This window comes from Streptomyces sp. NPDC033131 (assembly GCF_055578365.1).
Map to the genome: position 1 here is coordinate 88742 of NZ_JBVIPA010000002.1, position 21422 is coordinate 110163.

At 72.7% G+C, this 21422-nt stretch carries 13 protein-coding genes; 11 read left to right on the top strand and 2 right to left on the bottom strand.

What is annotated here, in order from left to right; genetic code table 11:
• Positions 1-43: 43 nt before the first annotated feature.
• Positions 44-4093: a molybdopterin-dependent oxidoreductase gene (locus ACZ5XS_RS03835; RefSeq protein ID WP_468647591.1), complete on the bottom strand. Its 4050-nt coding sequence runs from the start codon at positions 4091-4093 to the stop codon at positions 44-46.
• A gap of 187 nt (positions 4094-4280) precedes the next feature.
• Here ACZ5XS_RS03835 and ACZ5XS_RS03840 point away from each other — a divergent pair, with 187 nt between their 5' ends.
• From ACZ5XS_RS03840 to ACZ5XS_RS03855, 4 genes are all read left to right on the top strand, one after another.
• Positions 4281-4676, top strand: a complete 396-nt coding sequence (locus ACZ5XS_RS03840) for a cell division protein SepF (protein ID WP_217236096.1) — start codon at positions 4281-4283, stop codon at positions 4674-4676.
• Between the two features lie 74 nt (positions 4677-4750).
• Positions 4751-5938, top strand: a complete 1188-nt coding sequence (locus ACZ5XS_RS03845; RefSeq protein ID WP_468647592.1) for an AAA family ATPase — start codon at positions 4751-4753, stop codon at positions 5936-5938.
• Entirely contained in the window at positions 5935-6261 is a 327-nt protein-coding gene (locus tag ACZ5XS_RS03850) for a nucleotide pyrophosphohydrolase (protein ID WP_217236097.1), read from the top strand. Before ACZ5XS_RS03845 ends, ACZ5XS_RS03850 begins: the two co-directional genes overlap by 4 nt.
• Positions 6262-6485: 224 nt before the next feature.
• Complete coding sequence (locus tag ACZ5XS_RS03855; RefSeq protein WP_217236098.1) at positions 6486-6944, top strand: DUF6099 family protein; 459 nt, start codon at positions 6486-6488, stop codon at positions 6942-6944.
• A gap of 216 nt (positions 6945-7160) precedes the next feature.
• Here ACZ5XS_RS03855 and ACZ5XS_RS03860 read toward each other — a convergent pair whose 3' ends face one another.
• Positions 7161-7355, bottom strand: coding sequence for a hypothetical protein (locus ACZ5XS_RS03860; protein WP_468647593.1), 195 nt, complete (start codon positions 7353-7355; stop codon positions 7161-7163).
• Positions 7356-7586: 231 nt separating this feature from the next.
• Between ACZ5XS_RS03860 and ACZ5XS_RS03865 the strand changes: the two genes are divergently transcribed.
• The 7 genes from ACZ5XS_RS03865 to fxsT all read left to right on the top strand — a co-directional run bounded on the left by ACZ5XS_RS03865 (position 7587) and on the right by fxsT (position 21109).
• Positions 7587-8510 carry an LLM class F420-dependent oxidoreductase gene (locus tag ACZ5XS_RS03865; protein ID WP_468647594.1) on the top strand — a complete coding sequence of 308 codons (924 nt, stop codon included), beginning with the start codon at positions 7587-7589 and terminating at the stop codon, positions 8508-8510.
• Between the two features lie 112 nt (positions 8511-8622).
• Positions 8623-9534 (top strand): DUF4232 domain-containing protein, encoded by a 912-nt coding sequence (locus ACZ5XS_RS03870; protein ID WP_468647595.1) that lies wholly within the window; start codon positions 8623-8625, stop codon positions 9532-9534.
• A 128-nt stretch (positions 9535-9662) separates the two neighbouring features.
• Positions 9663-11132 (top strand): 3' terminal RNA ribose 2'-O-methyltransferase Hen1, encoded by a 1470-nt coding sequence (locus tag ACZ5XS_RS03875; RefSeq protein WP_468647596.1) that lies wholly within the window; start codon positions 9663-9665, stop codon positions 11130-11132.
• Entirely contained in the window at positions 11129-13690 is a 2562-nt protein-coding gene (locus ACZ5XS_RS03880) for a polynucleotide kinase-phosphatase (protein WP_468647597.1), read from the top strand. The genes ACZ5XS_RS03875 and ACZ5XS_RS03880 overlap by 4 nt, the downstream gene beginning before the upstream one ends.
• A gap of 178 nt (positions 13691-13868) precedes the next feature.
• The gene (locus ACZ5XS_RS03885) at positions 13869-15407 is read left to right on the top strand and encodes a VMAP-C domain-containing protein (RefSeq protein ID WP_468647598.1); all 1539 of its coding nucleotides are present in this window, start codon (positions 13869-13871) and stop codon (positions 15405-15407) included.
• A complete protein-coding gene (locus tag ACZ5XS_RS03890) occupies positions 15404-16522 on the top strand; it encodes a MoxR family ATPase (RefSeq protein ID WP_468647599.1) in 1119 nt (372 codons plus the stop codon). The genes ACZ5XS_RS03885 and ACZ5XS_RS03890 overlap by 4 nt, the downstream gene beginning before the upstream one ends.
• Complete coding sequence (gene fxsT / locus ACZ5XS_RS03895; protein ID WP_468647600.1) at positions 16523-21109, top strand: FxSxx-COOH system tetratricopeptide repeat protein; 4587 nt, start codon at positions 16523-16525, stop codon at positions 21107-21109.
• Positions 21110-21422 lie beyond the last annotated feature (313 nt).

Genomic DNA, 21422 nt, shown 5'->3' on the forward strand with positions numbered 1-21422 from the left:
GTCCCGCTCCCGGCGTCTCAGGGGACGCCCCGCACGGCCCGCCTCAGTACACGTCCCGCACGTACCGCTTCGCCGCCGCCAGCTGCTTCACCCACGCCGACGCCTCGGTCTCCTCCAGCCCGCCGTGCGCGACCGCGATGTCCCGCAGGGCCCGGTCCACGTCCTTCGCCATCCGGGAGGCGTCACCGCAGACGTAGAAGTGGGCGCCGTCCTGGAGCCAGCGCCACAGCTCCGGGCCGTGCTCGTGCATCCGGTCCTGCACGTACACCTTGTTGCGCTGGTCCCGGGAGAAGGCGGTGTCGAGGCGGGTCAGGGCGCCCTCGTCGAGCAGTGCGGTCAGCTCGTCCTCGTAGTAGAAGTCGGTGGCGCGGTGCTGCTCGCCGAAGAACAGCCAGTTGGGCGCCCGGTGACCGAGTGCGAGCCGCTCCTGGAGGAAGCCGACGAAGGGCGCGACACCCGTACCGGGGCCGACCATCACCATCGGCGTCGAGGCGTCGGCGGGCGGCCGGAAGTGCGGCGAGCGCTGCACGAACACCGGCACCTCGGTGTCCGCCTCGGCGCCGGCGAGGAAGGGCGAGCAGACGCCGCCGCGCGGACGGCCGTGCAGGTTCTCGTAGCGCACGACGGACACCGTGAGCGAGACCTGGTGCGGGTCGACGAGCGGGCTGGACGATATGGAGTACAGCCGCGGTTGCAGCTTCTTGAGGACGTCCGCCCAGTCCTGCGCGCCCGCCCGCACCGGGTGCTCGGCGAGCACGTCCACCGCCTGGCGACCCCAGCTCCACTGCGCGAGGCCGTCCTTGTTGTCGGGACGCAGCAGCCTGCGGAACTCCCGGTCGTCACGGACGTGTTCGGAGACGAAGCGGAGCAGGCCGGGGGTGATCTTCGTGATGTCCAGGTGCCGGTGCAGGGCCTCGGCGAAGGGCACCTCCCCGACACCGTCCACGGACACGGAGGCCGATCCCCCGACGCCGGTCACCGCGAGCCATTCCTCCACCAGCGCGGGCGAGTTGACCGGCCGGACCCCGAGCGCGTCCCCGGCCTCGTACGCGAGCGGCGTCCCGCTCGTGTCGAAGGTGAACCGCCTGACCTCCTTGCCCGCGCCGGGCCCGCTCAGCAGCCGGTTGCCGACGAGGCGGGCGCCGGTGGGGGCGGGCTTGGGGGAGCGGGCGGGCTTGGTGGCCGGGGGCCGCGGGCTCGTCGCGGGTTCCTGGACGTCGGTGTGGGTGCTGCCCAGCGCGCCGAGCACCTCGTCCAGCCACGCGTCCGCCGACGGCTCGAAGTCCGGTTCGCAGTCGATGCGCGGCGCGAGCCGCACCGCGCCCAGCTCGTCCAGCCGTGCGTCCAGCCGGCGGCCGTGCCCGCAGAAGTCGTCGTACGAGGAGTCGCCGAAGGCCAGGACGGCGTAGCGGACCCCTTCCAGGCGCGGGGCCTGCTCCCCGGACAGCGCCTCCCAGAAGCCGGAGCCGTTGTCCGGCGCGTCCCCGTCGCCGAAGGTGCTGGTGATCAGCAGCAGGTCGGCGCCGGACGGCAGCGTGCCCGGGGCGGTGTCGTCCATGCCGACGAGCGTCGCCGTGTGCCCGCTCTCGGACAGCCGGTCGGCGACGGCGCCCGCGAACTCCTCGGCGTTGCCGGTCTGCGAGGCCCACAGGATGACGACCTGACGACCGCGCCTGACCTGGGGCCCGGCCGTGGTCCGCGAGTACATGCCGGCCAGGACGCCGTTCACCCACAGCGCGTGTTCGGGGCTGAAGGGCGCGTCCGGCGGGAGCACCGGGACGCCTGGGGCGCCGGAGTTGATGCCCGCGAGGAAGCCGGTGAGGTAGAGCCGTTCCTGAGAGGTGAGGACGGGCGGCGGCGCCGGTGCGATCCCGAAGGGGTCCGCGCCCGGGGTGACGGTGGTCGGGACGATGACGTCGGCGGGGGCCGCCGGTGCCACCGGTGCCGACACCCGCGTCAACGACACCGCGCACACCTTGAACTCCGGCTGGAACGACACCGGATCCACCGCGTCGCTCGTGACGGCGTTGACGCTCAGGTATTCCCCGAACAGGTCGTTCCAGTGGAACGGCGCGAAACAGGCGCCCGGCCGCACCCGGTCGGTGACCACCGCGGGCAGCACGGCCCGCCCCCGCCGCGACGCGACCTCCACCCGGTCGCCCTCGGAGATCCCCAGCTCCCGCGCGTCCGCGGGATGCAGCTCCACGAACGGCCCGGAGTTCAGCTTGTTGAGCTTGGCGACCCTGCCCGTCTTCGTCAGCGTGTGCCACTGGTGCTGCACCCGCCCGGTGTTCAGGACGAACGGGTAGTCGTCGTCCGGCATCTCGGCGGCCGGCAGGTGCGGCCGCGCGTGGAAGACGGCCCTGCCGCTCGCGGTCGGGAACCGCAGCCCGCCCTCGCCCACGTACCGGACGGGATTGCGCTCGGGCCCGTCCTCCGACGCGGCCGGCCACTGCACGGGCGTCGACCGCAGCCGCTCGTACGTCACCCCGCGCAGGTCCCACCCCGTGACGGGATTCCAGAAGCGCCGGATCTCCTCGAAGATCTCCTCGGCACTGTCGTACGAGAACCCCTTCTCGTACCCCATCTCCCGCGCCACGGCCGCGATCAGCCGCCAGTCCGCCGTCGCCTCGCCGGGCGGGTCGGTGACGGCCGCGGTCAGCGTGAGGCTGCGCTCGCTGTTGACGAAGACGCCCTCGCCCTCGGTCCACATCGCGCCGGGCAGTACGACGTCGGCGTACGCGTTGGTCTCGGTGTCACCGAAGACGTCCTGGGTGACGACGAACTCGGCCGCCTCCAGGCCCTCGATGACGGTACGGCGGTTGGCGACCGAGGCGACCGGGTTGGTGCAGATGATCCAGCAGGCCCGGATCTCCCCGTCGGCCATCTTCTGGAACATCTCGACGGTGCCCTTGCCGACCCCGTCCGCCCGGACGGTCCCCGGCGGCAGCTCCCACAGCTCCTCGGCGAACGCCCGCTCGTCCGGCACGAGCACCGACCGCTGCCCCGGCAGCCCCGGCCCCATGTAGCCCATCTCGCGGCCGCCCATCGCGTTGGGCTGGCCGGTGAGGGAGAAGGGGCCGCTGCCCGGACGGCAGATCGCGCCGGTCGCCAGATGCAGGTTGACCAGGGCGTTCGTGTTCCAGGTGCCGTGCGTGGACTGGTTGAGTCCCATGGTCCAGCAGCTCATCCACTCACCGGCCTCGCCGATCAGCCGCGCGGCCGCGCGCAGGTCGTCCTCGGCGAGCCCGGTGATCTCCGCGACGACGTGTGGCGCGTAGTCGGCCAGGAACCCCTCCATCGCCTCCCAGCCCTCGGTGTGCGCGGCGATGAAATCGGGGTCGGTGTGCCCGTTCTCGACCAGCAGATGCAGCAGCCCGTTCAGGAGGGCCAGGTCCGTACCCGCCTTGACCTGCAGAAACAGGTCCGCCTTGGCGGCGGTCGCGGTGCGCCGCGGGTCCACGACGATCAGCTTGGCGCCCGCCTTGACCCGCTCCATCATCCGCAGGAACAGGATCGGATGGCAGTCGGCCATGTTCGACCCGATGACCAGGAAGACGTCCGCGGTGTCGAAGTCGTCGTACGAGCCCGGCGGCCCGTCGGCCCCCAGCGACAGCTTGTAGCCGGCGCCCGCGCTGGCCATGCACAGCCGCGAGTTCGACTCGATCTGGTTGGTCCGCACGAACCCCTTGGCCAGCTTGTTCGCCAGGTACTGGGCCTCCAGGCTCATCTGCCCGGAGACGTAGAAGGCGACCGCGTCCGGCCCGTGCTCGTCGATGACCGTGCGCAGCTTCCGCGCGGTCTCGGCGATCGCGTCGGCCACGGGCACCGGCACCGGCTCCTCGCCCCGGTCGTCCCGCACCAGCGCCGTGGTCAGCCGGCCGGGCGCGGCGAGCATATCGGCGGTCGTCGCGCCCTTGGTGCACAGCCGCCCCGCGTTCGCCGGATGCGCCTTGTCACCGGAGGCCTTCAGGACCGTACGCCTGCCGTCCGGGCCCATCCCGACGTCGAGCAGGATGCCGCAGCCCACACCGCAGTACGAGCAGACCGTGCGCACCTGCTGCGTCTGCCGCATGCGTGGGGTCGTCGTCATGACGACAACCGTACGAATTGCCCGTTACGCCTATGTGACACAACTTGATCACCAGGGGTTACGCCCCCTGCACAGGCGCCCCGAAGGCGGTGTGAGGGGGGTCGCGGAGCGTGTCGCTGTGGGCCGAACGGGTGACCATGCGTAAGAATTACCGGATGCAGACAGCAGTGCGAGCCGAGAACGGAGCATGCCGGTGAACAGCCACGATGTCACCGACGAACAGTGGGAGGGGCTCGCCCAGGTCGTGCCGCTGCGGGGCCGGGATGCCTGGCCGTCCTCGGTCGGTCACCGGGCCATGCCCGAGGCCGTCACCGAGACCCGGCGCCGCTTCGTGGTGTTGAGGGTCACCGTGTTCGCGGACGCCCGCGAGGTCGCCGAGACGCTGATGGCGGGCATACCCGTCCTCCTCGACCTCACCGCCGCGGAGACCGACGTCGCCAAACGCATCCTCGACTTCAGCACCGGGGTCGTCTTCGGGCTGGCGAGCGGCATGCACCGCGTCGACCGGAACGTGTTCCTGCTCACACCCGCCGGCACCGAGGTGACCGGACTGATGGAAGGCGTGGGTGTGCCCGGCACGTGAGACCGGTCCCCCGATCGTAGGAAGGTCCGCCGGACGGAACGGTTCGCCTGACGGCGGAGTCCTACGGTCCGCTCATGACCGTGTCCTGCACGTCCCCCACGTCCGCCTTGTCCCCCTCGCCGGCGCCGTCCGGGGACGGCGGAGGGCGCCCGGACCGGCCGTGCGTCACCGAACTGCGCCTGTCCGCCTTCGCCGGGCACCGGCGTGCCGCGTTCCCGCTCGGCCCGCTCACCCTGTTCGCCGGGCCCAGCGGCTGCGGCAAGACGACCGCGCTGCGGGCGTACGAGGCCCTCGCCCGGCTCGGCGGCGGCGCCGCGGTCGACGAGGTGTTCCCCGACCCGGCCGCCTGCGTCCCCGACCGCGCCCGGCCCGACGCCCAGCGCCGGCGCGGCTTCCGCATCGGCTGTACCGCCGACGGACCCGAGGGCCCGGTCCGGCTCGACGTCGCGATCCAGGCCGAACCCGGTCTGCGCATCGTGGGCGAGCGGTTGTCGACGGACGGCCTGGTCCTCCTGCAGACCGCCCTGCGCGACCCCTCGCGCCGCACCGTGCAGGCCGCCTGGCACACGGCGGGCTCCGCGCCGGTCACCCGCGCCCCGCTGCCCGACGACCGGCTTGGCACCGCCCTGCTCCCGCTGCGCGTCGCCGGCAAGACGGACGGGCAGCGCCGGGTGCTCGCCGCCGCCGAACAGATGGTCGTCGCCCTGCGCTCCGTCTTCGCCTGCGATCCACGCCCCGGCCGGATGCGCGCCCCGGTCCCGACCGGCACCGGGCGGCTGCTCGGCGGCTGCGACAACCTCGCCGACGTGCTCGGGCGCACCCGCGCCGAGTGCACGCGACGGCATGCGCAACTCGTCGCGGCGGTGCGCGCCGGATGCGCCGGTCCCGTCAGGGACCTGTACGCCGAACCGCTCACCGACGGGACCGTGCGCGCGCTGCTCGACCGGGGCGACGGGATCCGGACGCGGCTCGGGCGGCTGGGCGACGGCGAGTTGCGGTACCTCGCACTGTCGCTGGTGCTGTTCACCGGACCCGGGGTGCTGGAGGTCGACCCGGTCGGCGAGGTACCGGCGGCCCTGCAGACCCTCACCGTGCTCGCCGACAACCTCGACCGGGACCTGGACCCGCGCCAGCGGGCCGAACTGCTGCGGTTGGCCGCCCGGATGTGCGACCGCGGGCACATCCGCCTGGTCGGCGCGGTGAGCGACGCGTCCTGGGCCGCCGGTCTGGCGGGAGTCACGGTGGTACACCTGGGGCCGTGACCGAACCTCTCGACGTGGCGAAACTGCAGCGCAGGCTGGCCGAGTTCGCCGCCGCCCGCAACTGGCAGCCGTACCACACCCCGAAGAACCTCGTCGCCGCGCTCAGCGTGGAGGCGTCCGAACTGGTCGAGATCTTCCAGTGGTTGACGCCGGAGGAGTCCGCCCGCGTCATGGCCGACCCCGAGACCGCGCACCGCGTCACCGACGAGGTGGCCGACGTCCTCGCGTATCTGCTGCAGCTGTGCGAAGTGCTCGGTATCGACCCGCTGGCGGCGCTGGACGCCAAGATCGACCGCAACGAGCGGAGGTTTCCGGCGCCGTAGTGGCTCCCGCCGGACAGGCATGTCCGCGCGAGCAGCCCGCCCGTTGGAGGAACCGACGCGTCCGTTATCACTCTCCGGAGTCAGAAATCGAGCCGAAATCGATTCGTTGTCCGAAGATTTCCGCCTTCCTCTGGCTTTTTGTCTCAGCCGCCCTCACTCTGGGTAGTGAACAAGGGAGTTCGGGCGGACGCGCCGCGCGCGCGTCGGACAGACGGGGGCAGCGCATGGACGCTGTGCGGCTCATCGTGGCGAGCAGACGCGCCCTGGCGGGAGGCGGTGACCCGCCGCACGTCATGGCGGAGGTGTGGCAGGCGCAGGCCCTGGCCCAGGCGATAGGCAGCCGCCTGGCGGTCGCGGGCCCACCCGAACTGCGGGGTGAGGCGCTGGGGTTGACCGAGCTCGCGGGCAGAGGCTGCGGTGTCCTGGACCGTCCGGACATCGACATGGAACATCTCCGTGCCGCCCAGCTCACCGACCTGGGCGACGCCCGCCAGGCGCTCCTCTGCCTCGGCGGCCTGCTCGGCGAGGTGGGCATCGCCCTGGTGGGCCTCGCCAGCGCGGCGGACGACGAGGGCACGTACTGGCAGTGCATGGAGGCGATCGACGCGGCGGACGAATCGAGGGACAGGGTCCTGGACATGCTGCGGAGACTGGCCGACAGGGACGAGGCGTTGCCGGCGTAGCGGGTCGTGCAGGCGCGGGCGGACGTGTGCCGCCGGCCCGCGGGCGGCCGTGCGCCGTCGATCCGCGGACAGTCGTGCGCCGTCGATCCGCGGGCAGTCGTGCCGCTGGGGCGGCACGGGTGGGCGCGGGCGGCACCCCGTGAGCGCCGGGCTGCGCGACCCACCCCCAGCGCCGACCCGCCCGGCCCCCCCGGTCCGCCCGGAAGTGAACGGCTGTCAGCCGGTCTCCCCGACCTCCACCGCTCCGCGCCCCGCGCTCCCGGCCGACTGCAGGTCCGCGTCCAGCGCCGACAGATCCGCGTTCAGCGCCGCCATCAGCTCCTCCATCTGCTGGAGCAGCCCCTTCGGCTGCCCGGTGGCGGCACCGGCACCGGCACCCCCGCCCTGATGCGGCACTGTTTCCTCGGACATGGCGGCCTCCTCGGGCCGACGCGGGTGACGGACGACGACGCCCCGGCGGCGACCGTCCGGTGCGGGCGCCGGTCGGTCCGGCTCCGCCGAGCCAACGATCACCGCCGTACCGGGTCACTGGCGAGGTCGCTCCCCGGGTGCGGCCTCGACGGATTTTCACCCGACCGGGCACGGGCGCGACCCAAGGGACCGAATGAGGTTGACCGCTATCGCAGCGTGCAGGATGGAGGCATGGATCTCCGCATCTTCACCGAGCCCCAGCAGGGCGCCACCTACGACACCCTTCTCGCCGTCGCCAAGGCCACCGAAGACCTCGGATTCGACGCGTTCTTCCGCTCCGACCACTACATGAAGATGGGCTCCGTGGACGGCCTCCCCGGCCCCACCGACGCCTGGATCACCCTGGCGGGCCTGGCCCGTGAGACGAAGCGCATCCGGCTCGGCACGCTGATGACCGCCGGAACGTTCCGGCTGCCCGGCGTGCTCGCCATCCAGGTCGCGCAGGTCGACCAGATGTCCGGCGGCCGCGTCGAACTGGGCCTGGGCGCGGGCTGGTTCGAGGAGGAGCACGCGGCGTACGGCATCCCGTTCCCGAAGGAGAAGTTCGGGCGACTGGAGGAACAGCTGGAGATCGTCACCGGTCTGTGGGCGACCGCGGTCGGCGAGACCTACGACTTCCACGGCACGTACTACGACCTCACCGACTCGCCCGCGCTCCCCAAGCCCACCCAGCGCAAGATCCCCGTGCTCATCGGCGGCCACGGCGCCACCCGGACCCCGCGGCTGGCCGCGCGGTACGCCGACGAGTTCAACATGCCGTTCGGCTCGATCGAGGACAGCGAGCGCCAGTTCGGCCGGGTGCGTGCCGCCGCCGAGGAAGCGGGGCGCAAGGCGGACGAGATCACCTACTCCAGTGCCCTCGTGGCCTGCGTCGGCAAGGACGACCAGGAGGTCGCCCGCCGGGCCGCCGTCATCGGCCGTGAGGTCGACGAGCTGAAGGCCAACGGCCTGGCCGGCACCCCGTCCGAGGTCGTCGACAGGATCGGCCGCCATGCCGAGGCCGGCTGCGAGCGGATCTACCTCCAGATCCTCGACCTGTCCGACCTGGACCACCTGGAGCTCATCTCCGCGCAGGTGCAGTCGCAGCTGCCGTAGCTGTCGTGGCTCGGCTGTCGTAGCGCGCCGAAAGGTGACTGTGACAAGCCTGTGGCCGGAACTGTGGCCTCCACCACAGGTGAGGTGATCCGGATGCTGGTGGGGTGGCCCGATGCGTAAAGCCACCCCCTTACTCCCAGTCCTCGCCGCCGCCCTGCTTTTGTCCGGCTGCGGCCTGGAACGCGCCGGCTCCCCGGGCGGCGGCGGAGCCGGCCCGACGCCCCGGAGCTCGGTGTCCGATCCGGGGCTGGAGGGTGTGCGGGTCACCGGCGTGACCCTTCCGTCCCCCTCGACGCCCGGGATCGTCGCCGCGTACTCCCCGGTCTCCGCCGCCTACGAAGTGGTCAACGACAGCTCCGAAGCGCTGACGTACACGATCCTGTTCGACTTCACGACGGCCGCCGGCCAGGTGGTGACCAACACCCGCCGGACCGTGCGGGAGGTCGAGCCCGGCAGAACCGTGCGGGGGACCGTCGACATGCCGCTCCTGACGGGGGGCGGCGGGGACATGAAGGTGACGCGGGCGAAGGTCTCCCAGGTCACCAGCGTCCTCGCGGTCGAGGCGCCGGCGGAGCCGGGCAGGTGCCCCTCCTCCGGGATCAATGTCACGACCGACGAGGGCGACGCCGCCATGGGACTGCGTGTCGTGGGGCTGTGGCTGGAGAACTGCGGCACCGCCGACTACCACGTCGAGGGCTACCCGCAGCTGACCCTCCTCGACGAGGACCGCGAGCCGGTCGACGGCGTCAGCGTCCTCCGGGGCAGCGGCGGCATCACCACCGCCGTCACCGGCTCCGACGACCCGCCCCGGCCCGTGACCCTGAAGCCCGGCGAACGCGCCCGGGCGAGTCTGGTGTGGCGCAACACGGCCCAAGGCGGCGTCGCCGTCAACGCTCCCTACGTGAGGGTCCGGGCGAAGTCCGGCGCCGCACCCGTCACGGTGACCCCCCACCTCGACCTCGGCACCACCGGAAAACTCGGGGTCAGCCCCTGGCAGGCGGAGGAGCGCCGACAGCTCCGATAAACGAAAGCGCCGGTCGGCAGGGCTGTGGGATCGTGTGACCGTCGTCCTGCCGCGCCCTCAGGATCACCACCCTGAGGGCTTTCGCACGTACGGCAGCCATCACATCCACCGGCCGGAGAGGCCTCCCTGTGTTTCTGACGATCAGCACCACCGGCACTCCCGAACGCCCCGCCACCGACCTCGGTTTCCTGCTGCACAAGCATCCCGAGAAGGCGCAGGCGTTCTCCACGTCCTACGGCACGGCGCACGTCCTCTACCCCGAGGCGGATGCCGAGCGCTGCACTGCGGCGCTGTTGCTGGAGGTCGACGCGGTGGCGCTGGTCAGGCGCGGCAAGGGCAAGGGGCGCGGCGGCGCACCCGACGCGGCACTCGCGCAGTACGTGAACGACCGCCCGTACGCCGCCTCCTCGCTGCTCGCCGTGGCACTGAGCGGCGTGTTCTCCAGCGCGATGCGGGGCGTGTGCGGCGCGAGGCCCGAAGCCGCGGAGCAGACCAGGCCGTTGCGCATCGAGGTGCCCGCGCTTCCGGCCAGAGGCGGCCGGGAACTCGTACGACGTCTCTTCGAACCGCTCGGCTGGGCGGTGACCGCCGAACCGGTGGCTCTGGACAGCGAGTTCCCGGAGTGGGGCGACTCGCGGTACGTCCGTCTCGTACTGGAGTCGCAGGCGCTGACCCTCGCCGAGGCGCTGCGTCACCTGTACGTGCTGCTCCCCGTCCTCGACGACGCCAAGCACTACTGGGTGGCCCCCGACGAGGTCGACAAGCTGCTGCGGGCCGGTGAGGGCTGGCTGCCCGAGCACCCGGAGCAGAAGCTGATCACCAGCCGCTATCTGTCCCGCCGCTGGTCGCTGACCCGGCAGGCGATGGAGCGGCTGGAGCTCGTGCGGCTGGCCGAGGCCGACGACACGGACGTCGAGGAGATCGACAACGCCGTGGAGGCGGAGGCCGAGACCGAGGAGAAGCCGACCCCGCTCGCCGTACAGCGCCGCGACGCGATCGTCGCCGCGCTCCAGGCGTCCGGCGCCGCCCGGGTGCTCGACCTCGGCTGCGGACAGGGCCAGTTGGTGCAGGCGCTGCTCAAGGACCCGCGGTTCACCGAGATCGTCGGCACCGACGTGTCGATGCGGGCACTCACCATCGCCTCCCGGCGGCTGAAGCTGGACCGCATGGGGGAGCGGCAGGCCTCGCGCGTCCAGCTCTTCCAGAGCTCGCTGGCGTACACCGACAAACGGCTCAAGGGGTACGACGCCGCTGTGCTCAGCGAGGTGATCGAGCACCTCGACCTGCCCCGGCTGCCCGCCCTGGAGTACGCGGTGTTCGGCTCGGCCCGTCCGCGCACGGTGCTGGTGACGACCCCGAACGTCGAGTACAACGTCCGCTGGGAAAGCCTGCCGGCCGGGCACGTCCGGCACGGCGACCACCGCTTCGAGTGGACGCGCACGGAGTTCCGCCAGTGGGCGGACGCGGTGGCCGGACGGCACGGCTACGGCGTGGAGTTCGTCCCCGTCGGACCGGACGACCCCGAGGTGGGACCGCCCACCCAGATGGCGGTGTTCACGATGAAGAGCGTGACCGAGAAGGAGGCGAAGGCGGCATGACCGAGACCGAGAGCAAGACCGAGACGCAGAACAACGGACGGGTTCTCCCCGTCACCGACCTCTCCCTCGTCGTCCTCGTCGGCGCCTCCGGCTCCGGCAAGTCCACCTTCGCCCGCCGGCACTTCAAGCCCACCGAGATCATCTCCTCCGACTTCTGCCGCGGGCTGGTCTGCGACGACGAGAACGACCAGAGCGCGACCCGGGACGCCTTCGACGTCCTGCACTACATCGCTGGCAAGCGCCTCGCCGCCGGCCGCCGCACGGTCGTCGACGCGACCAGCGTGCAGCAGGACAGCAGGCGGCAGCTGATCGACCTGGCCAGGCAGTACGACGTGCTGCCCATCGCCATCGTGCTCGACGTGCCCGAGGAAGTGTGCGCGGGACGCAACGCGGCCCGCACCGACCGCGCCGACATGCCGCGCCGCGTGATCGGCCGCCACATCCGCGAACTCCGACGCTCCGTACGGCACCTGGAGCGCGAGGGCTTCCGGAAGGTGCACATCCTGCGAGGCGTCGAGGAGGTCGAGAACGCCACCGTCGTCACCGAGAAGCGCTTCAACGACCTGACCCACCTCACCGGCCCCTTCGACATCGTCGGCGACATCCACGGCTGCGCCTTTGAACTCGAAACCCTGCTGGGCAAGCTGGGCTACACCGACGGCGTCCACCCCGAGGGCCGTACCGCGGTCTTCGTCGGCGACCTCGTCGACCGCGGTCCGGACAGCCCGGGCGTGCTGCGCCGCGTGATGTCGATGGTGCGGTCGGGCAACGCCCTGTGCGTGCCGGGCAACCACGAGAACAAGTACGGCCGCTACCTCAAGGGCCGCAACGTCCAGCACACCCACGGACTCGCCGAGACCATCGAGCAGATGGACGCCGAGAGCGAGGAGTTCAAGCAGCAGGTAAGGACGTTCATCGACGGGCTCGTCAGCCACTACGTCCTCGACGGCGGCCGGCTGGTCGTCTGTCACGCCGGTCTGCCCGAGAAGTACCACGGCCGCACCTCCGGCCGGGTCCGCTCGCACGCCCTGTACGGCGACACCACCGGCGAGACCGACGAGTTCGGGCTGCCGGTGCGCTACCCGTGGGCGGAGGACTACCGGGGCCGGGCGGCGGTCGTCTACGGGCACACCCCGGTTCCGGAAGCCAGTTGGCTCAACAACACCATCTGCCTCGACACCGGTGCCGTCTTCGGCGGCAAGCTCACCGCGCTGCGCTGGCCGGAGCGCGAGCTGGTCGACGTACCGGCCGAGCGGACCTGGTACGAGCCGGCGAAGCCGCTGCGCAGCGAGGCGCCGGGCGGGCACGACGGACGCCCGCTCGACCTCGCGGACGTGCACGGCCGCCGGGTCGTGGAGACACGGCACGCGGGCCGGGTGTCGGTCCGGGAGGAGAACGCGGCGGCGGCCCTGGAGGTCATGAGCCGCTTCGCGGTCGACCCGCGGCTGCTGCCGTACCTGCCGCCGACCATGGCACCGACCGCCACGTCCCACATCGAGGGGTACCTGGAGCACCCCGCCGAGGCCTTCGCCCAGTACCAGGAGGACGGCGTCGAGCGGGTGGTCTGCGAGGAGAAGCACATGGGCTCGCGGGCGGTGGCCCTGGTGTGCCGGGACGCGGAGGCGGCCGCCAAGCGCTTCGGCGTGGACGGTCCCACGGGCTCGCTCTACACGCGCACCGGCCGCCCGTTCTTCGACGACGAGTCGGTGACGGAGGAGATCCTGGGCCGCCTGCGGACAGCGATCGGCGAGGCGGGCCTGTGGTCCGAACTCGACACGGACTGGCTCCTGCTGGACGCCGAACTGATGCCGTGGTCGCTGAAGGCGTCCGGCCTCCTGCGGTCGCAGTACGCGGCCGTGGGCGCCGCCTCCCAAGCGGTGTTCCCGGGTGCGCTGGCCGCCCTGGAGGGCGCGGCGGCACGCGGCGTCGACGTGGCGGACCTGCTCGCCCGTCAGCGTGAACGGGCCGGCACCGCCGCCAAGTTCACGGACGCCTACCGGCGCTACTGCTGGACCACGGACGGCCTCGACGGCGTCCGCCTGGCACCGATCCAGATCCTCGCCGTGCAGGGCCGCAGCCTGGCCGCCCTGCGGCACGACGAGCAGCTGGCCCTGCTCGACCGGCTCGTGGAGCACGACAGCACCGGTCTGCTCCAGACCACTCGACGCCTGTACGTCGACACCGCCGACCCACAGTCGGTGCGAGCCGGCGTCGACTGGTGGCTGGAGATGACCGGCCGCGGCGGCGAGGGCATGGTCGTCAAGCCGGTCGGCGCGGTGGTGCGCAGCGCGGCCGGCCGCCTGGTGCAGCCCGGTATCAAGTGCCGGGGCCGCGAGTACCTGCGGATCATCTACGGCCCGGAGTACACGCGCCCGGAGAACCTCGCCCGGCTCCGCGGCCGGTTCCTGAACCACAAGCGCTCCCTCGCGATCCGCGAGTACGCGCTCGGCCTGGAGGCACTGGACCGGCTGGCCGAGGGGGAGCCGCTGTGGCGGGTGCACGAGGCGGTGTTCGGGGTGCTGGCGCTGGAGTCGGAGCCGGTGGACCCGAGGCTGTAGCCGAGGACAGCGCCCTGTGGCATCCGCGAGGGTCGATTTCCGGCCGAGTCGTCCAACTGGAGGGCGTCCGGCCGGACTTCGTCCCGCGCGTCCCCACTTGTCCCTGGTGAACCGCCAGTTGCCGTGCTAGCTTCGCAGGCCGGTCAGGCAGGCGTACCGGCTTCATGGGGGACAGTCGGTGGAGACAGGCGCGGGGTGGGACAGGCCCGAGGGCGGTTCCGCGCGCCCGCGGGGACTTCGGCTCCTGCAGGACCTGACCGACGGCCTGTGCGAGCTGAGCTGCACGGAGGACTCCGAGAGCCGCCGCCAGTTCGCCGCGCTCCTCGGACAGCACCTCGGCCGGCCGGTCGACGTACGCGGTGTCCGGCAACGCGAGGACGTGGTGGCGCTGGTGCGCGTCGCGCTGAACGTGGCGGGCGGGGAACGCGTACTGGTCGGGGTGGTCCGCCTCCTCGAAGGAAACCCGGCGGGCGACGAACTCGACCGGCTGATCGACCCCTTCCCGGCCGCCGCCCTCGAGACGCCGCTCGGCCCCCTCAGCCGCGACGACGAGAGCAGCGCCCGCGCCGTCCTGGCCAAGGGCGAGATCTCCGCGAGCCGGCTGCGCGACGACCTGGTCGGCGAGCTCAACGGCCTCGACCTGCCCACCGGGCTCTTACCGGAGCAGCTGCTGACCCACGTCCTGGAGTGGAACACCCAGCCCGACGGTCTGCCGCCCGCCGTGCTCCTGCTGGACCGGGCGGCCCGGCTCGCCCTCGCCCCCGGCCATCGCGCCGCCCTCTCCGGCTGGGCCGACGACTGGGCCCGACGCGCCGGGCTGACCAGGGAACTGGAGCGGCGCAGGGCCGCCCGTCCCGCCGCGGTGAGCGACCCCGACATCCCGCGCTGCCTGATCGTCGCCGTCGAGCCGGCCCGGGACGGCACCGGCGAGATCGTCGTTCGCCCCTGGCTCAACACCGTCCCCGGTCACTGGAACCCCCAGCCCGGCGAACCGGCCACCACCACCCTCGACGGCCTGGGCACCGCCGTCGAACAGGCCCTCGGGCAGGGCGCCCGGCTCTGGGCGGTGCCGCGCGAACCCGACCCGGGCGGACGACTGCAGCCGCCGCCGTACATCGAGTTCCTGCTGCCGTACGACCTTCTCAACCACGATGTGGCCGCGCTGACGCACCGGATCGGCGACGGGCGGCCGCTGCCGCTCGGGCTGAAGTACGGGGTGCACCTGCGGAGCCTGGAGCGCATGCGCAGCAAGGACACCCTGGTCAGGGAGCAGTGGCGGGAGCGCTGGCGCGTCCTGCGGGAGCACGGGGTCACGGTGCACGGCTGGAGTGAACCGGATGGTGGGCGTCCGGACGCATGGCAGGCGGTGCTCGCTGGGGAGAACAGACATACGGCCGTGGTGCTGGACGCCCCGGCCGACCGCCTTGCCCTGGAGGCGCTCAAGGCCGCCATCGCGGAAGGGATCGGACTCGCGGTCTGGGACCGCAGAGGGGTTTTCGACGAGGAACGCCGGGAGGTGGTGACCGCCGTGTTCGCCGCCGTGCCGACCCCCGCGCAGATCCCGACGGCCATTCACCGGCTGCGCCAGAAGGCCGAGTTGAACAACCTGGGGCCGGGCCGGTTCCTCGGCCGTCACATCGGCTTCTTCTGGGACGACCCCACCCGGCTCGTTGACATCGATCCCGGCGATCTCGCCGGCGAGGAGGCACCGGCATGAGCGCGCACGAGCAGACGTCCCCGAACGGCTGGCGCGTCTTCCACGCCACGGGCAGCGCCCCGGCCGTCCCGCCCCGGCTGCCGGAGCCGCCGCCCTGGCGCCGGTTCCGCGGCGAACCGCTCCAGCCCGCCCCGCCGGACGAGCCGGAGGCCGCACTGCGCCGCCTGGGCCCCGGCGACATCACCCCGCAGCTCGGCCCCGACGAGATCGACACCGTCAACGCCGCCCTGCTGCTGCGCAGGCCCCTGCTGATCACCGGCCCGCCCGGCGTCGGCAAGTCCACCCTCGCCTACCTGATATCCCGCGAACTGGGCCTGGGCCGGGTCCTGGAGTGGAACATCGTCAGCCGTACGGCCCTGCGCGACGGCCTGTACGTCCATGACGCCATGGGACGCGCCCAGGCCATCGCCGCCTGGCAGGCGGGACTGAGGGAGGCGGGCTTCACCGGACCGGCCGGCCCGCGGGCGGCCGGCGAGGGCCCCGGTGCGGGGACCGTCGAGGACGTCAACACGGCCCTCTCGTCAAGAGATCGTCAACTCCCGCCGTTCCTCGGTGACTTCATCACCCTCGGCCCCCTCGGCACCGCCCTGCTGCCCTACGATCGTCCCCGTGTGCTTCTCGTCGACGAGCTCGACAAGAGCGACATCGACCTGCCGAACGACCTGCTGCACGTCCTGGAGAACGGAAACTATGACGTCCCCGAGCTGGTGCGCGACGCCGCGGACACCGCGCGCGTCCACACCAGCGACCCCGGGGGTCACGCCCTGGTGCGCGGCGGCCGGGTCGAAGCGCGGGAGTTCCCGGTCGTGGTGATCACCAGCAACGGTGAGCGCGAGTTCCCCGCGGCCTTCCGCCGGCGCTGCCTGCCGCTGGAGATGCGCACCCCCACCCGACAACAACTCCTGGCCATGGTCGAAGGACACCTCGGAGCCCGCCCGCAGGGCACCGAAGACCTGGTCGACCTGTTCGTTCAGCGGGTCCAGGCCGGCGGAACCCACTCCCTCGACCAGCTACTCAACGCTGTCCAGATGACTACCGCGGGTGGTTTCCAGGCGGATGGTGACGGGCGTAAGCTCGTGGAAATGCTGCTCCGCGACCTCGCGAAGGGCCGCTGAATGACCGGCTTTCCCAGGGAGCGCGCGTCCGGGCTCGGCGACGAAGGTCCCGTTTCGGGGTCGTCGCCTCCTTCGGCGTTCTCCGAGTCCGTCGAGAACCCGCGAGAGCACGGAGCGACCTTCCCCGCCGCCCTGGACCAGGACGCACCGGCCCGCCCGCCCCACGTCGAGGAACAGTCCGCGCCGCGCTGGCAGGAGGTCGCCGACGCGGTCTGGCTCGCCGCCCACTGGTCCCGCCACGACCGCCCGGCCGGCGAGGAGGCGGCGCAGCACCCCGACACCACACCCACGACCCCACCGCACGCCGGTACGGACGCCGCCGCCGTACGGGACCCCGACGCGCCCGCGGTCGACGGGGCGGGCCCCGCCGCCGATGCCGTGCAGCCGCCGCGGCGCTCGCCCGCCGACTCCGGCACCCCCGGCCTGCGGGTCCCACCGCTCAGGGACCCCGCGCACCGGCCCGGACTGTCGGACCCGGACCGCGCCAGTGGTGAACTCGCCGTCCACGCCCGGCTGTTACCCGACCCCGAAGGGCCTTTCGCGCTGCACGTGGGGCGCCCCCTGCTGCCCGACGACCGCCCGCAGCAGGCGCCCGGCCGGGCCACCGCCCTGCTCGCGCGCGCCCTGCACCAGCTCGCCCGGCGCATCCCCTCCCGCGACACCCTTGAGCTCGACGAGGAGACCACCGCCGAACAGGGGCTCGTCGACGGCATGTGGATGCCGTTCCTGCGGCCCGCCCGCACCTCCACCTTCGACCTCGTCGTGCTCACCGACGACGCGCCCACCATGCGTATCTGGGAGGAGGCCGCCGGCCGGCTCGCCAGGGCCGCCGAGCACAGCGGCGCCTTCCGGGGCGTGCGCACGGTACGGGTGAACGTGCCGCGCACCGGGTCCGCCACCTTGCGCTGGAGCACCGGACGGGCCGCCGCCGACCCCGCCGAACTCCTCGACGGACGCGGCGGCCGCATCTTCCTCGTCGTCACCGACGGTCTCGCCCACGGCTGGGCCGCGCCCGCCGCCGACGAACTGCTCGGCCGGCTCGCCCACGCCGGCCCCACCGCCCTCGTCCACCTGCTGCCGCCGCACCTGCGCCACCGCTCCTCCCTCTACCCCTACCAGGCCGTCCTGGAGGCCGGCGGCTTCGGCGCCGCCAACGACGGCCTCGCCCACTGGGCGCCGCCCGGCGGGCCCGACCCGTTGCGCCCGCTGCCGGCCGCGGGTGACGGCTCGGTGCCGGTGCCCGTGCTGTCCCTGAAGGCAGGATCCGTCGCGGCCTGGGCCGACCTCGTCACCTCGGAGCGCGGAGTCCGCCGCGCCCTGCCCGTCGTCCTGGCCGGCACCCTCACCAAGGGCGCCCCGGCGCCCGGACTGCGCGCCCCGCGCTTCCCGCGCGCGGCCACCGCCGCCGTACGCCGCTTCTTCACCCTCGCCACCCCCGCCGCCCGCCGACTCGCCACCCAACTCGCGGCGATTCCTTTCGAGTTCGACCTCGTCGAACAGCTGCGGCGGCGCACCATGCCGGAGACCGGCCCCGACCACCTCGCCGAGATCCTGATGGGCGGGCTGATCGACTGGGACAGCGGCGGCGAGGGCCGGCCCGAGTTCGCCGACGGGGTCCGCGAGGCGCTGCTGGCCACCACGACCCGAAGCCAACTCGCCCGCACGGTCAGCGTGGTGGGCGAGCTGCCCGCCGCCGGCGCACGGGGCGTCGCCCTGCGCGCCGCCCTGCGCGACCCGACCGGCACCACACTGCCCGACCCCGCCGAGCACGGCTGGGTACGCAGCGAACTGGCCGTGATGCGCGCGCTGTCGGGACCGTACTCCGAACGCGCCAGACGCATCGAACCCAACCTCGCCAGGCTCGGGTCCGGTGCGGCCGAACGGGTGGCTGCCCGTTTGCCCGCCCCCTCACTCCCTGAGGTGAAACACACGGGCGGCGGGGGGTCAGCGGGCGGCGGAGATGGCAGGGATCCAGCAGACGTCCCCGACGGACCTGGAGAACCGCCCGTGCAGAGCCTGGTAATCGACGCGAACCAACAAGAAGCCCCGGAGGCTGAGCAGCTCATGCAGAGCACCACGACCGCAACACCGGCTCTTCTGGTGAACGTTCCCCTCAGGAACACGTCGTTCGTCGGCCGCCAGACGCTGCTGAGGTCCGTGGAGGAGCAGCTCAGCGCCCAGGACACCGCGGCCGTCCTGCCGCACGCACTGCACGGCCTCGGCGGCGTCGGCAAGTCCCAGCTGGCGCTGGAGTACATCTACACCCACCAGCACGACTACAAGGTGATCTGCTGGATCCCCGCCGAGCGGGAGAGCCTCATCCTGGCCGCCCTCGCCAGTCTGGCCGCCCAGCTGGGCGTCGCCCCGACCGGTCAGGACAGCCTCGGCGCCCCCGCCGCCAACACCGCCGTGCCCGCCGTACTGGATGCACTGCGCGCCGGGGCGCCGTACGACAACTGGCTGCTCGTCTTCGACAACGCGGAGGACGTCGAGGCGGTGCGCAACTACTTCCCCACCAACGGGCCCGGCAAGGTCATCGTCACCTCCCGGAACCGGGCGTGGGAACGGGTCGCCACCCCGCTGCCGGTGAACGTCTTCGAGCGCGAGGAGTCCATCGAACTCCTCCAGAGGCGCTCCCCGGACCTGAGCGCCGAGGACGCCGACCGGCTCGCCGAGGCCCTGGGCGACCTGCCGCTCGCCGTCGAGCAGGCGGGCGCCTGGCGCGCGGTCACCGGCATGCTCGTCGACGAGTACCTCGACCTGCTCGCCCAGCGCAGCCCCGAGATCCTCGAACTCGACCCGGCCCCCGACTACCCGGTCTCGGTCGCCGCCGCCTGGGACATCTCGCTGGAGCGGATCCAGCAGAACAACCCCGGCGCCCGGCAGCTCCTCGACATCTGCGCCAGCATGGCCCCCGAGCCGATCCCGCGGTCCATGCTGCGCGGCAGCCGGGGCGTCAGCATCACCGCCGAGATCGACCCGCTGCTGCGCGAGTCGATCCGGCTGAACCGCGCGGTGCGCGACCTCAGCCAGTTCTCGCTGATCAAGGTGGACCCCCGCTCCGACACCCTGCAGATGCACCGCCTGCTGCAGACCGTGCTCCTGGCCAAGCTGAGCGCCGACGAGCGGCAGCGGATGCGGGACGCCGCCCACCAACTGCTGTCGGCCGCCAAGCCGGGCGCCTACGGCTCCTCGCTGGAGTGGCGCTCCTACCAGGCGCTGCTGCCGCACGTGCTCACCTCGCAGGCGGTCACCAGCACCGACACCTGGGTGCGCGAACTGGTCTACGACACCGTGTGGTTCCTCTACTACTGGGGCGACCACGAAGGCGCCGCCGACCTCGGCCGGCAGGCCTGGAGTGCCTGGATCGCCGCCTCGGGCGAGGAGGACATCCACGTCGTACGGATGACGAAGAGCTTCTCGTTCCTGCTGCGCCAGGTCGGGCAGGTCCCCGAGTCGATCGCGCTCTCCGAGAAGGCCCTCGACGTGTCCCGCCGGATGGAGGTCGAGCCGGAGGAGCTGATCGACTCCCTGTGCGAGATGGCCGACGCCCGCCGCTACCAGGGCCGCTTCCAGGAGGCGCGGGACCTCGGCCAGGAGGCCACCGAGCTGGCCCGGTCGCTGTTCGGCTCCGACGACCCCGCCACCCTGCGGGCCACCCACAGCTGGGGCGTCGACCTGCGACTGTGCGGACAGTTCAAGGAGGCGCTGCCGCTGGACCAGGAGAACGCGCGCCTGCGCGACCTGCTCTTCGGCCCGGCCAGCTTCTTCACCCTCAACACCCTCAACGGCCTCGCCATCGACATGCGGGAGGGCGGCGACTATCCGGGCGCCCGCGACTTCCAGGAGGACGTCCACCGGCGGGCGCGCACCGCGCTCGGCGAGGAACACCCGCTCACCCTGCGCATCGCCCGCAACCTCGCGGTGTGCCGGCGCCGCGACGGGGCGCTCGCCGAGGCCGCCAAGCTCGCCGAGGAGACCCTGCGGCGCTTCGTCGCCCGCTACGGCCCCGACCACTTCGACTCGTTGTCCACGGCGATCAATCTGGCCGTCGACCAGCGTCTGTCCGGTGACCTCGACAGCTCCCGCCAGCTGGCCGACGTCACCCTGCGGCGCTACGAGCAGCGCCTCGGCGAGGACCACGCGTACACACTGCTGGCCCGCGCCAACCTGGCCGCCACGTTGCGGACGCTCGGGTCCCTCGACGCCGCGCAGGAGCACGAGGACGCCGCGGCGGGCCGACTGGCCGGGACGGTGGGCGACCGCCACGTCATCACCCTGACCGTCGGCATCGGCCAGGCCAACACGGCGTACGCCCGCCTGGACTTCGAGCGGGCGCACGAGATCGACGAGGCCAATCTGCCGCTGCTCGCCGAGGCGGCGGGCGAGGACCACCCGCTCACCCTCTCCTGCACGGCCAACCTCGCGCTGGACCTGCGGGGGCTGGGCCGCGGCCCGGAGGCGGACGAACTTCAGCGCAAGGCCGTGGACGGCTTCACCCGGATCCTGCGGGCCGACCACCCGTGGCTGCTGGCGGCGCGGCAGCGGCGGCGGATCGAGTGCGACATGGCGCCGATGCCGCTGTAGCCTCCGGCGGTCAGGCGGGGGGTGTCGGGGTGGGCGCGGGTTGTTTTCACGTGCGGGCCGGCGGGGGCTGGTGGCGCAGTTCCCCGCGCCCCTGGGGTGTCAAGCCTGCCCGTGGTGGGGTGTCAGTGCATGTCTGTCGTGGGGTGGCGTGGGGTTGTGGCGACGGTGCGGGCTGGTGGGGGCTGGTGGCGCAGTTCCCCGCGCCCCTGGGGTGTGAAGCCTGCCCGTGGTGGGGTGTCAGTGCATGTCTGTCGTGGGGTGGCGTGGGGTTGTGGCGACGGTGCGGGCTGGTGGGGGCTGGTGGCGCAGTTCC